Annotated in this window: 9 protein-coding genes; 6 read left to right on the top strand and 3 right to left on the bottom strand. The window is 62.0% G+C overall.

Annotation, left to right across the window (positions count from 1 at the left end; all coding sequences use genetic code 11):
* Positions 1 to 27: 27 nt before the first annotated feature.
* Both AC3EML_RS29605 and AC3EML_RS29600 read right to left on the bottom strand, forming a co-directional pair.
* Positions 28 to 1,068 carry an aminopeptidase gene (locus tag AC3EML_RS29605; RefSeq protein ID WP_033001303.1) on the bottom strand — a complete coding sequence of 347 codons (1,041 nt, stop codon included), beginning with the start codon at positions 1,066 to 1,068 and terminating at the stop codon, positions 28 to 30.
* Between the two features lie 239 nt (positions 1,069 to 1,307).
* Positions 1,308 to 1,541, bottom strand: coding sequence for a hypothetical protein (locus tag AC3EML_RS29600; RefSeq protein ID WP_023686482.1), 234 nt, complete (start codon positions 1,539 to 1,541; stop codon positions 1,308 to 1,310).
* A gap of 185 nt (positions 1,542 to 1,726) precedes the next feature.
* On the opposite strand from AC3EML_RS29600, the gene AC3EML_RS29595 reads away from it, so the two are divergent.
* Together AC3EML_RS29595 and AC3EML_RS29590 are read left to right on the top strand one after the other, a co-directional pair.
* Complete coding sequence (locus AC3EML_RS29595; RefSeq protein WP_023671106.1) at positions 1,727 to 3,727, top strand: AI-2E family transporter; 2,001 nt, start codon at positions 1,727 to 1,729, stop codon at positions 3,725 to 3,727.
* 129 nt (positions 3,728 to 3,856) lie between these two features.
* Positions 3,857 to 4,015, top strand: a complete 159-nt coding sequence (locus AC3EML_RS29590) for a hypothetical protein (protein WP_023671107.1) — start codon at positions 3,857 to 3,859, stop codon at positions 4,013 to 4,015.
* A 429-nt stretch (positions 4,016 to 4,444) separates the two neighbouring features.
* Here the strand turns inward: AC3EML_RS29590 and AC3EML_RS29585 are convergent, their stop codons facing one another.
* Positions 4,445 to 4,813 (bottom strand): response regulator, encoded by a 369-nt coding sequence (locus tag AC3EML_RS29585; RefSeq protein WP_023671108.1) that lies wholly within the window; start codon positions 4,811 to 4,813, stop codon positions 4,445 to 4,447.
* Between the two features lie 155 nt (positions 4,814 to 4,968).
* Between AC3EML_RS29585 and AC3EML_RS29580 the strand changes: the two genes are divergently transcribed.
* The 4 genes from AC3EML_RS29580 (at position 4,969) to AC3EML_RS29565 (ending at position 12,616) form a co-directional block, all read left to right on the top strand.
* Entirely contained in the window at positions 4,969 to 6,762 is a 1,794-nt protein-coding gene (locus tag AC3EML_RS29580) for a PAS domain S-box protein (RefSeq protein WP_352521459.1), read from the top strand.
* Positions 6,763 to 6,954: 192 nt separating this feature from the next.
* Positions 6,955 to 7,248, top strand: a complete 294-nt coding sequence (locus AC3EML_RS29575) for a hypothetical protein (RefSeq protein ID WP_023704064.1) — start codon at positions 6,955 to 6,957, stop codon at positions 7,246 to 7,248.
* 470 nt (positions 7,249 to 7,718) lie between these two features.
* Complete coding sequence (locus tag AC3EML_RS29570) at positions 7,719 to 7,874, top strand: hypothetical protein (protein ID WP_352521458.1); 156 nt, start codon at positions 7,719 to 7,721, stop codon at positions 7,872 to 7,874.
* Positions 7,875 to 7,984: 110 nt separating this feature from the next.
* Positions 7,985 to 12,616 (top strand): autotransporter outer membrane beta-barrel domain-containing protein, encoded by a 4,632-nt coding sequence (locus AC3EML_RS29565; RefSeq protein WP_352521457.1) that lies wholly within the window; start codon positions 7,985 to 7,987, stop codon positions 12,614 to 12,616.
* Positions 12,617 to 12,753: the final 137 nt, after the last annotated feature.

Here is a 12,753-nt window from a genome sequence, read left to right as displayed (position 1 = left end):
GTCAGGACCTGCCTGTGCTTGTTCAAGTCAATTGCACGTGTCGGCAGCCTTGAGCGCTTCGGCGCGGGACGATTTGGGCAAATCCGCGATCCGCCGGACAGAAGCGTAAAACCTCGGATAGTCGCCGGAACACAGGTCGAACAAGCGAAGAAAGGCCGGAACCTGTTCACCGTAGACAGAAGTTGCGGCGAGCTTGGCGTTGTTGATCGGGGCAGCGAACCAGGCGTCGTATCCCCGGTATCCCGCCCAGTGCCTGTCGCGCATCCGCCGATAGCGCGCCCGCATCCTCTCGATCGCGGCTGCCTTGGCAGTCGCCATCTGCTCTGGGGTACGGGGACTACCATAGACCTGCCTTAACTCGTCGCGCGTCCTCGCCACCAGTCCGAGAAAATCGGCGCTGCGTTTGCGGTCGGCTTCGTATCGGCGCAATCCGGCCCAGTCGCCGGCGGCGCGCAGCCATTTCCTGACGCCGCTGGTTTCGACGGCAACGGCGAATGCCTCGTTGAATGCGGAATCGCCATCCACATAAAGCCGCTGATGCGCCAGTTCATGAAAAACAAGGCTTGCGAGATAGGTGTCGTCCTGACGCAGCATGGTGCTCAGCAGCGGGTCACTCGACCAGCCAAGCGTGGAATAGGCGGTGACGCCCGAGACATAGACGTCGAGGCCTTGTCTTTGAAGCTCGACAGCGCTTTCAGCCGCGGATTTCCGGGAGAAATAACCCCGGTATGGAACGCAGCCGAAAACCGGAAAGCACCATGTTCGTGGCGCCAGCGAGAATTGCGGCGCGGCAAAAACGGCCCAGGTCACGGCGTCGCGATGGATGTCGACATAGCTGCGGTAGCTGCTGTTCTCGGGCAATGCCAGTTCATCCGTCGCAAACCGTCTTATCGCGCTGGCCGACGCCAATTTCGCGCGCAATGCCTCAGGCGTCGAAGGATCACGGATGAGTTTTCCAATATTTTTGCGGGCGGCCATGATCTGCGCGTGACCCTGCAACGACTGTGCGTAGTAGGAAATGCTCGTGCAGCCGGTCGCCCCGGACGCGATGATCGCCGCGGCAAGCATCCGAAGAACGCGCTTCACTGTTTGCCCACCCTTGCCCATCTCCCTATACAGCAAACGTCCTGGTCACCCTCAAACAGGAGGCACCGGTTTCCGTCAAGAGCTGCAGGGGCAGGGGGTGACACCGACCTGGGCAGGGCAAGGCGGCCATTCGCCTAGGATTGACGAAAGCCCACCGCAGGGCGGAGCGGGCGAGATACGGACCGTCCGTCGAGACGCGGTTTCTCCGAAGCTGCCGCGCGCTACTGGTCCGAAAACTTCACGCTCACGCCGCGCTGGCGAAAATAAGCCTGCATCAACTTACGGCCCGAGCGGTTGTTCTGGGCCAATTTGGCCGGATCGAACACCGCCTGTTTTGCGCCCTCTCGTGTCAGCGCAGCCTTGAGCGTCGCGATATGGGCGTCGATGTCGGCATTGTCCGCCCGCAGCGAGGCATAGATACTTTCGGTCGCTTCGGCCACAGTCGGTTCGCTCACAGATGTCGTCCTTTGGTTGGTTGGGCGGCGGCTTTACCACAGATTTGCGGCTCCGACGATATCGACTGAACCGTCGGAGCACAGCGCCCAGGGCGCAAAACCGCAAAACGTATGTATTCGGCCCTGCTAAACATTGCCCGGCAGGCGAATGGGTCTAACTATCGCTAGGAAACGGGGGGAATCACGTGGCTGCCAATCGTCGAAACGACATCTCATCGTCCGAGCGGGGGCTAGGACGGATTCTTGCGGCAGGCAATGCCCATCCGCGCACAGCTCTGCCTACCGTGGCAACCATCGTCACGACAGTAGCTGCGCTGTATTTCGGTCGTGAGGTGTTCCTTCCCATTGCCATCGCGCTGCTTTTGACCTTTGCGCTGGTGCCGATGGTCTCCGCACTGAAGCGTGTCGGCTTGCCTCGGCTGCCTGCAGTGCTTCTGAGCGTGATTGGCGCATTCGCGGCCCTGGGCCTGTTCAGCTTCATTGTTGCGACCCAGGTAAGCGAGCTTGCTCAGAACATTTCCGTCTACCAGACAAACATTCTGACCAAGGTGCGTTCCCTCAAGGAGACGGGCGTTGGTGGCGGCATAATTGCCAGGCTGAGCGGGGTGATCGAGCGCGTCGGTCAGGAGATCGACAAGCAGGATGTGGCGCCGCCTGCGGCCGACAAGCCCCGGCGCGAGCCTGTTCCCGTCGAGATCGTCGCCCGCGAGAGACCTCTGGAGGTATTGCAGAACATCATCGGACCGTTGATCAGCCCGCTGGCATCAGCTGGCCTGATCATCATCGTCGTCATCTTCATGTTGCTTGAGCGCGAGGATCTGCGCGACCGGTTTATCCGCCTCGTCGGCTATGGCGACCTCCATCGCACAACGCAGGCATTGCAGGATGCCGGCAAACGGGTTGGCCGTTATCTGATCATGCAATTGGTGGTGAACATCGTCTACGCGATACCAATCGCGATTGGCCTTTGGGTGCTCGGCATTCCCAACGCGCTGCTGTGGGGGTTGCTGGCACTGGCGCTGCGCTTCGTTCCCTATATCGGCCCTGTTATCGGCATGCTGCTGCCCTTGTTTCTGGCCTTGGCGGTTGCGCCCGGCTGGTCGCTGGTGCTGTGGACCGCCGCACTGTTTGTCGTGATGGAATTGGTAACCGGCAACGTCATCGAACCGTGGCTCTATGGCTCGCGCACGGGACTTTCTCCTTTGGCAATCATCGTTGCGGCAATTTTCTGGACATGGTTGTGGGGGCCACTCGGCCTGGTCCTTTCGACGCCGCTGACAGTTTGCCTCGTCGTCCTCGGGCGACATGTTCCGCAGTTCGAATTTCTCGACGTCCTGTTTGGCAACGAGCCCGTCCTTGAAGCTCACGCCCGGCTCTATCAACGGCTCCTGGCCGGCGATCCCGACGAGGCAACTGACCATGCCGAGGAGATCCTCGAGGAGAAGTACCTGATCGATTTCTACGACACTGTCGCCATTCCTGCTCTCCTGTTGGGCGAGCAGGACCGCATGCGTGGCGTGATGGGCGATCAACAGCGAAGGCAGGTGGCGGCGAGCGCCCAAATTCTTGTGGCAAATCTTGCCGACGATGCACAGGAAGAGGCAAGCGAGGAAGATGCGCCGGCAACCACCGCGGAAGGGAGCGCGAGCAGGGAAACAGATGGCGTCGAAGAGGAAGAGATCGAGTTGCCCGACGGCAAGGACATGTCGGTGCTTTGTGCCGGCGGTCGCGGCGAACTCGACGATGCCGCTGCCGCCATGCTCGCTCAGGTGCTGGAGGTGCAAGGTGCTACGGTGGCGAAGGCCAGTTTTGTCGATATGGAGCCGGCAGGTATTCGTCGTCTCGAACTAGAGGCGATCGACACCGTCGTGGTCGGTTTCCTGAACCGGGATTCGCTCAAGCATGCCCGCTTTCTGGTCCGGAGACTGAAGCGCGCCAAGGCAGGTTTGAGAATTGGGATTGTGTTCTGGTCAGACGCGGAGCAGGGCGATGTCGGGCAAGAAAGGCAAGCTTTGGCCGCCGACATCAGCGCCGATTTCGTAGCGCACGGCATGGTCAACGCTGTGCTTGGCGCACTTTCTCCAGCGCCGGCCGTTCCCCTCAAAGTCGTTTCGAAACGCCGCGATCGACGCCGTCCGGCCCCTCGAAAACGGATCCCGGCCCAGGCAACGGCCGCAACAGCCTAGCCGCACCGCCATGTCTCAGATTGCCGCGCCGGCGCTGGAATGCCTGGTGCGACGGCAAGATCGTCCCCACTCGCAAACCATGGAACAATCTCGCGGCCTTGCGGTTCCTAACATCGAAGGAGAACCCCCATGCTTAGATTCCTTATCCGCCTCGGCGCGATCTATGCGGCGTTCCAGATCGGCCGAGAGTTCGGCCGCAAGGAGACCGAAATCATGCTCCTGCCGCCGCCCGTTGACTACGAGCGGCAACCGACGTCAAGAAACGAAACCGATTTCGGAGAGGCATAGGACCGGTCAATCTGTCTGGTCGATCTGGCCCATGCTGGCGCCGTCCCTGCGCGGGGCGCTTTATCGTACGAACGGACCCGGCCACTTGGCTGTTGCCAGGATCGTTTCTGGCAACGCAATAATTGAGCCGCTATCTCTGTCGCTCAAACGCGGCACAGCGAGGTTGACCGTGCGTCGAAGAATGAGTCTCAGATCCTGGCGTTGAGCCGATGGAGAAGGCATGATCAGCACGGGCAAGGCACGACCCTAAGAAAGTGGAAGGGAAGAAGCACTGGTGCTGTCAATTGCCAGGGAGACCGGCATCACCGAGGATCACGGGCGCGACCTTGTTCGCCTGATCGGCACCGGCCGCAATTCGCTGCTCCGTGAGGCGCGGCAGCTGCTCCGGCAGCGCCTGGCTAGTTTAGACCGAAGGTGCTCAGAGCACGGCTATCCCGTCGCCTTCTGCTGCCCGGCGGTCATCGCTTTGAGAGCCCGGACCACCTCTGCAGGTCCGGCGGGTTTCATCACTCTTACGCCGGACGAGAACGCTTCGGGGGTTTCCTCGAGCCCCAGGCCGGAATAGACGATGAAAGGAACCGCCCGCCCTGCCAAGGTTTTTGCCGCGTCAACAGCCTCGCCGTCCGACAGCCTGACGTCCAGGATCGCTGCGGCGGGGGTATGGTCCGCAAGAAAACGTTTCGCCTGGGAACATGTCGCCGCCAATGCCACGGCAAAGCCCGCCTCCGAAAGAGTGGACTCCATATCCAGTGCTATCAAGGCTTCGTCGTCGACGACAAGGACCAAGGGTTTGCCCATGCGCGGATGATCGCACGTTTGTAGATGGAAGACGAGTCGAGGCTACGACCCTTTTAGGGTCCGGTTCCCGTACGCAGCGGGTCGAGACCGCGAGCAATGGGAACCAACTGATCCAAGCCGCATTATATTTGGTTGGACTGGACAAGGTGTTTGGGATGCATGAAGCAACACAGGCGAATGTTGTCGCCTTCGAAAACCCGGGGGTGTCCAGCAATGACGGTCTGGATTTCGATTACAAGGATTTCTTCGAAAACGGCGCCGTTGCCCTCCATCTGGTGAACGCAGACGGCGTAATCGTGCATGCCAACCAGGCTGAGCTCGACCTTCTCGGCTATCCCGCAGAGGACTACCTCGGTTGCCACATCGCCGAGTTCTATCCCGACCGGGACGTCATAGAGGACATTTTGGGTCGCCTTGCCAATGGCGAGAAGATCGTAAGATATCCGGCGCGATTGAGGGCCAGCGATGGATCGATCAAGCACGTCGAAGTCACCTCAAGCGGACATTTCCGGGACGGCAAGCTGATCAACACCCGGTGCTTCACGGTCGATGTAACCGACTTGGTGCACACCCGCTCGGAGCTCAGGCAGCATGACAGTACCTATCACCAGATACTCGACGGCCTACCCGTCGCCATCTACACGACCGATCAGGATGGGACGATCACCTACTACAACCGCGCCGCGGCCGATCTGGCAGGCAGGGAGCCTGAGGTCGGCAAGGATAAATGGTGTGTGACGTTCAAGCTGTTCAGTGCCGACGGCAAGGAATTGCCGCACGATGAATGCCCGATGGCCATCGCGCTCAAGGAGAACAGGCCGGTCCGCAATCAGCAAGCTGTTGCGCAGCGTCCCGATGGATCGTTTTTTCCGTTCCTGCCCTACCCGACACCGCTGCGGGACGAGCACGGCGCTCTGATTGGCGCCGTCAACATGCTGCTGGACCTGACGGACCGCCAGCGTGCCGAAGAAACCAGGCAGCACCTGTCAGCGATCGTGGAATCCTCATTTGACGCTATCGTCAGCAAGGATCTCAACACCATCATAAAAAGCTGGAACCACGGCGCCGAACGGCTTTTCGGCTATACCGCCGACGAAGCGATTGGCCGGTCGGTGACCATGCTGATCCCCGAAGACCATCAGGACGAGGAACCCCGCATCCTCCAACGCATTCGCCGCGGCGAGCGCGTCGAACCATTCGAAACGACCCGCCTGCGCAAGGATGGCAGCCTGGTTCCGGTTTCGCTGACGATATCGCCCGTGCGTAACGCAACTGGGCAGATCACCGGCGCATCGAAGATAGCGCGAGACATCACGTCGGCGAAGGAGAATGAATACCGCATCCGCATGCTGATGCGCGAGGTCAACCACCGGGTGAAAAACCAGTATTCGGTCATCCTGTCGATGATCCGGGAGACCAACAAGCGATCGGAGACGCCAAAACACTTTGAAACCCAGGTGCGCGAGCGCATCATGGCGTTGTCGCGATCTCACGACCTGCTTGTTTCGGCGGATTGGAAGGGTGCCACGATCAGCGACCTCTTGGCGGCCCAGGTCGAGCCTTTCCCGCGGGGGGATGTGATCGAAATGTCGGGCCCATCATTGGTGCTCAGTCCCAACGCAGTTCAGTATCTCGGGATTGCCTTCCACGAACTGGCGACCAACTCGGCCAAATACGGCGTGCTCTCAGGGGACAAGGGCCGGATTTCGGTCACATGGGGCATCACCGGTTCCGGTGCTTCGAGGCTCTTTCACCTCACCTGGGCCGAATCCGATGGTCCGCAGGTTCAGACTGTCGGACAAGGTGGCTTTGGAACCGTTGTGCTGAAGCGGGTTGCGCCCGCAGCGGTCAGTGGGCAGGGAATTCTCGAACACGGTCCGCATGGCATAACATGGAGCCTGGAAGCGCCTTTGGCTTCCGTGGCAGCTTCTGCCGTCCATGAAGCTTAGAAGCAGGAAGCAGCCCTGCAACGAGCATTCGTCAATTGGAAGCCCTTGATGCGGCCTTTGCCGAGCGAAAACCCCGTTTCCGCTAAAGATCGCCAGAGCCATTGCTAAAGTCGACAGAGCAAATCACCGGCAGAGGGCGCATTTCGTTGCACGGAACGGGACAGGACCGGCGTAGCCAGAGGCGAGGTAACTATGGACATCGACGAGTTCCGTGCGACCCTTCAGGGTGTAGAGCCCCCGGCGAATCTTGGGATGGCGCTCCACGCTCTATGGTGGGATAGACAGGGCGATTGGGAGCGGGCGCATGAGTGTGTGCAGGCCAACGAATCTGATCCGGCCTCTGTATGGGTTCATGCCTATCTGCACCGCAAAGAAGGCGACCTTTCTAATGCAGCCTACTGGTACCGCCGCGCCGGGCAGCCTGTGGCAACTGGCAAGCTAGACGCAGAGTGGGAGTCGATTACAGAATCACTTCTTGCAGGATAGTGAGGGTCGCCCAAGGGGCAGCCTAGCGCCTCATCGCCCCCGTAGAGGCGAAACTCACCTCCGCCCGATGGGATCGGCTGGGCCCAGGAGGTCCGAACGTTTCCGCATAAATTCATGCAGCGAGATTGTTCTCGCGATTCCGTAAGGTCTCTGTTTAATAAGCTATATCTAATATTGACTATTTTCTGTCGCTCAAAAGTCGCAGACTTCATTTTACTGATCACCGTTAGCTTCTTGGTAGCTCTCACGACTATAAACTTCTTGCGGGCGAATAGCTTTCATGCTGCTTTCGCGCACTCAGGAATCAGGGAGCTTAGGCATGGCGGAGCGGATTGCGCGTGATGGGTTTTGGGTTTTGCATCTCGCGCGCTTGCCGCAAGTCGTGTCGCTTCGCTCCGGCACTTCCGCCTTGACGATCCTAACTGTTGCCCTTGCGCTGAGCGCCGCGCCGGCTCGGGCCGATGGCGGCAATGGTAGCAGCGCAGGCGCTGGACAAGGTGGCGTTGACGGCGCGCTCGCGAGTGCCACGGGTCAGAATGCCGCCAATGGCGCGACCGCTGGTGGCGGTGGTGGTGGCATTGACCTCACGACGGGTGACGGGGCGCCAGGAGGATCGGGAGCGGTAAGTGGGACAGCCAACAACCCAAATGGCGTTGCCGGTGCCACTGGTGCTACGGGTCTGGTCATCTCGACAGACGGGACCATTGCAACCAGCATCAGCGGCGGAGCCGGCGCTTTGGGCTCCCCTGGCACGAATGGCGTCGTCAGGAGCGGCGGCGGTGGCGGTGGCGGTGTGGGCGTCAGTGCCACGGCCGACGTTACAGTCACTGGCACAGGATCGGTGAGTGGTGGCACTGGCGGCCGAGGTGGGACCAATGGCAACAGCGGCAGCGGTGGTGGCGGCGTCGGCATATTCTCGTCCGCAAACGTGTTTGTAGAGGCGGGCGGCAGCGTTACCGGCGGCACGAGTCTCTCCACAATTGGGGTCCAAGCAGGTGGTGGCGGCGGCGCAGCTGCCATCGTCCTGATGGGCGGCAGGACAATCCAGAACAGCGGGAATCTGCTCGGGGGTGCCGGTGGAAGAACAGTTCTCGGCGGCGGTGGGGACGGTGGCGCCGCTGTTCTGCTGCTTTCAGGTGGAACCGTCATCAACAAGCTAGGTGCGACGATCGTTGGCGGCAGTGGCGGTCAGGGCTCCTTGGCAGGCGGCGATGGCGCCGCAGGGATCAAGGGCGCCAACATCGCGGTCATCAATGCGGGTACGATCAGCGGCGGTGCCGTCGGCACCGGTGGCGGAACGCCGGCAGCCGGCAAAGCCATCCAGTTCACCGGCGGCGTCAATTCGCTGGAGATTCAGGCCGGCTCCACCATCACAGGCAATGTGGTCGCTTTCAGCGCCGCGGATACATTCAAGCTGGGTGGCGATATCAGCGCCAGTTTCGGTGTGTCGCAGATCGGCGCTGGCGCCAAATATGACGGGTTTGGGTTCTACGAGAAAACCGGAAACAGCACCTGGACCCTAACGGGGACGACAACTGCCGTCACGCCTTGGACCTTGTCCGGCGGGACCCTGCAAATTTCGAGTGACAACAATCTGGGCGCCCTCTCGGGCGGCTTGACGTTCGACGGCGGCACGTTGCGCACGACCACCAGCTTCGCCACCAATCGCAATGTCCTGATCAATTTGACCGGCGGGTTCGACACGGTGGCAGGCACGCAGTTGGACGTGTCAGGCCAGGTGACCGGCACCGGCACACTGGTCAAGAGCGGCGCCGGCACCCTCAACGTCACCAATTTGTCCAACAGCTATACGGGTGGCAACATCGTCAATGCAGGAACGCTTGCCGGCGACACCGTGGCGATCCGTGGCGACATCCTGGACAACGGCGCTGTCTCGTTTCTCGACCTCGGCCCCCACACCTTCGGCGGAAATATCTCCGGCTCGGGCAGCGTCGACATCGAAGGCTTCGGCACGCTGACGCTGACCGGTGCCAACACCCACAGCGGCGGCACCAAGGTCGGGACCGGCAAAAGCATCTCGGTCGCGTCGGACCAGAATCTGGGTGCCGCTACGGGCCTGCTGACACTCGACGGCGGCGAACTCGGCACGACAGCAAGCTTCGCCATGAGCCGCGATGTCAAGCTCACTTCCGCCTATGGCTACTTCCGCGCGGCGGCGGGTACGACGCTGACCGCGAATGGCGAGCTGAGCGGCGTGGGCGGCGTCTACAAGGAGGGCGCCGGCACCCTGGTGCTCAACGGCGACAGCACCTATTCCGGCCGTACCACGGTCGACGGGGGCAAGCTCGTCGTCGAAGGTTCGCTTGGGAATACCGAAACGACGGTCAACAGCGGCGGCACGCTGGGCGGCTCCGGCTCGATAGGCGGCGCGGTGATCGTCGCCGATGGTGGCGTGCTGGCCCCCGGCTCCAGTCCGGGTACGCTTACGGTCGGATCGCTCAGCCTGAGCTCCGGTTCTATGCTCGACTACGAGCTCGGCCAGGCAGGAATTATCGGCGGCGGTGTCAACGACCTGATCGAGGTGACCGGAGCGCTGACGCTGGACGGCAGCCTCAACATCACCGATGTAGGCGGCTTTGGCCCTGGCGTCTACCGGCTCATCAATTATGGCGGCGCCCTCACCGACAATGGTCTCGAACTCGGCAATCTGCCGGCCGGCGTCACGGCGGCCGATTTGACGGTGCAGACTTCTGTCGCCAACCAGGTCAATCTTATCAGCAGTGTCGGTAACGACCTGTTGTTCTGGGACGGTGACGCGGCCGGGAATGCCAACAACAATCTGGTCGATGGCGGCAACGGCACTTGGACTGCGGCAAGCCCGACGTGGACGATGAGCACCGGCCTGGTGACCGGCGCGATGAAGCCGCAACCCGGTTTCGCCATCTTCCAGACGCTTGGCGGCACCGTCACCACCGACGACAGCGCCGGCGCGCTGGAGGTTACCGGCATGCAGTTCGCTGCCGATGGCTACCGCATCGAGGGCGACTCCGTCACGCTCGCCGACGCCGGTGGCGAGAGCATCATCCGGGTCGGCGACGGCTCCCCGGCCGCAGCGGGCTATATAGCCACCATCGCCTCCGTGCTGACCGGGGCAAGCAGCCTTACCAAGACTGATGCAGGCACGCTGGTGCTCGAAGGCGCCAACACCTACACGGGAGGTACGACCGTCTCGGGCGGCGTGCTTTCGGTTTCGGCCGATAACAATCTCGGCGTTGCTGCCGGCGAGCTGACGTTCTCCGGCGGTACGCTGCGCAACACCGCCGTCTTCTCCTCGGCGCGCGATATCACACTTTTGGCGGCCGGCGGCACCTTCGACACGATGGCTGACCTCACTTTGTCCGGCGTGATCTCGGGGGCCGGCAGTCTTGCCAAGGCCGGCGCCGGCACGCTGACGCTTACGGGAACGAACAGCTATGGCGGCAACACGTTGGTCAGCGCTGGCACGCTGGTCGGCGATGCAACCTCGATTCGTGGCGACATCGGCAATTCCGGCACTGTCGTGTTCGACCAGGCGGCGGACGCCAGCTTCGCCGGCGATATCTCCGGCACCGGCGCAATGATGAAGGATGGCGCCGGCGTGCTGACGCTGTCAGGCACGTCGCTGCTGGACTGGACCGTCAATCAAGGCGGCCTCGTCTCGGCAGCCGAGCGCTTCGGTGGCGATGTCGCGATCGGCGCCGGCGCCTCCTTCACATTCGACCAAGTCGCCTCCGCCAGCTATGCCGGCGTGCTCTCGGGCGCCGGTACGTTCATCAAGGACGGCCAAGGCACGCTGCTGCTTGCGTTGGACAACTCAGGCTTTACCGGCGCCACTACGGTCAGCGGCGGCACGCTTGCCGCGGGCGCTGCGAACGCGTTCAGTTCCTCCTCGCAGTTTTCCGTCGCCTCGGGCGCCACGCTCGATCTTGCCGGCACGTCCCAGACGATTGCGGGGCTGAGCAACGCCGGAACGGTGCGCATCGCGGGTGGCGTCCCAGGCGACACACTTACCGTCAGCGGCGACTATATCGGCAATGGCGGCAACGTCATCCTCAACACGGCGCTCGGTGGTGACGGTTCGCCGACCAATATGCTGGTGATCGCCGGCAACACGTCAGGGACGGGTACCCTTCAGGTCGTCAATTTCGGCGGGTCCGGCGCCCAAACGGTCGGAGGCATCAAGATCGTCGACGTCGGCGGCGTCTCGAACGGCAGCTTCTCGCTCGACGGCAATTATACCTTCGAAGGCGATGCAGCGGTCGTCGCGGGCGCCTATGCCTACAGGCTTTACCAAGGCGGCGTCAGCACACCGGCCGACGGCGATTGGTATCTGCGCTCGGCCCTGGTCAATGGCGATCCCGATCCGCAGCCGCTCTATTCGCCCGGCGTGCCTTTGTACGAGGCCTATGAAGGGGTGCTGCAGGCCTTCAATGAACTGGGCACCATGCAGCAACGCATTGGCAATCGCTCGTGGGGCGAGGGTGCTACGCCGCAAGGTGCGGACCTGCCAGGCCAGGGCTCGGTCGACGGCAAGGCGATATGGGCGCGCATCGAAGCTGCCCATGCCGAGATCAAGCCGGAGACGTCGACCTCCGGCACGAACTATGACGTGACCACCTGGAAGCTGCAGGCCGGCGTCGATGGCCTGCTGCACGAAAGCGACGCCGGTACCCTGATCGGAGGGATTACGGCCCACTACGGAACCGCGTCGTCGGACGTCTCCTCGATCTTCGGGGCAGGGTCGATCGCTGCCACCGGCTACGGCGTCGGCAGCACGCTCACCTGGTTCGGCAGCGGTGGCTTCTACGTCGACGCGCAGGCCGAGGCGACATGGTATGACAGTGACATCCGGTCGGCCACGCTGGGCACCACGCTTGCGGACGGCAACAACGGTTTCGGCTACGGGCTGAGCGTGGAGACCGGACAGAAGATCGCCCTCAACGGCAACTGGTCGCTGACGCCGCAGGCCCAGCTTGCCTATTCCTCGGTCGACTTCGACGCGTTCACCGACCCGTTTGGCGCCGTCGTGTCGCCCGGCAGCAGCAACAGCCTCGTTGGCCGGCTCGGCCTCTCCGCGGACTATGAAGACCAGTGGGTGGACGATGCGGGGCAAGTAAGCCGTACGCACATCTACGGGCTCGGCAACCTTTACTACGACTTCCTCGACGGAAATGATGTCGATGTGTCTGGCACGAAACTGGTCAGCGAAAATCAGGCGCTGTGGGGCGGTGTCGGCCTTGGTGGCTCGCTGAGCTGGGCGGACGGTCGCTACGCCGTCTTCGGAGAAGGGACAGCGCGGACAAGCCTCAAGGATTTTGGCGATAGCCACGCCCTGGGCGCCAAGCTCGGGTTCGCTGTGAAATGGTAGCGGCGATCAAGCTGGACATGTCGACTTTGGCTTGAGGGTCGTGTCCGGCACGGCTATGGATCCGGACTTGCGGGCCACCCGGCTCGTCGCCCTCGGACGTTTCCTTACCGGCTGCCGGCATCAAGTACCAGGCTCGC

The organism is Mesorhizobium sp. P170090 (genome assembly GCF_057786115.1).
This window is presented reverse-complemented; position numbering and strand designations above follow the sequence as displayed.

What these genes read in the sequence shown, in the direction of transcription:
- AC3EML_RS29585 (WP_023671108.1), bottom strand. Translation starts at nt 4,813, where the DNA reads ATGGGCAAACCCTTGGTCCTTGTCGTCGACGACGAAGCCTTGATAGCA.
- AC3EML_RS29575 (WP_023704064.1), top strand. Translation starts at nt 6,955, where the DNA reads ATGGACATCGACGAGTTCCGTGCGACCCTTCAGGGTGTAGAGCCCCCG.
- AC3EML_RS29570 (WP_352521458.1), top strand. Translation starts at nt 7,719, where the DNA reads ATGGTAGCAGCGCAGGCGCTGGACAAGGTGGCGTTGACGGCGCGCTCG.
- AC3EML_RS29590 (WP_023671107.1), top strand. Translation starts at nt 3,857, where the DNA reads ATGCTTAGATTCCTTATCCGCCTCGGCGCGATCTATGCGGCGTTCCAG.
- AC3EML_RS29580 (WP_352521459.1), top strand. Translation starts at nt 4,969, where the DNA reads ATGCATGAAGCAACACAGGCGAATGTTGTCGCCTTCGAAAACCCGGGG.
- AC3EML_RS29605 (WP_033001303.1), bottom strand. Translation starts at nt 1,068, where the DNA reads ATGCTTGCCGCGGCGATCATCGCGTCCGGGGCGACCGGCTGCACGAGC.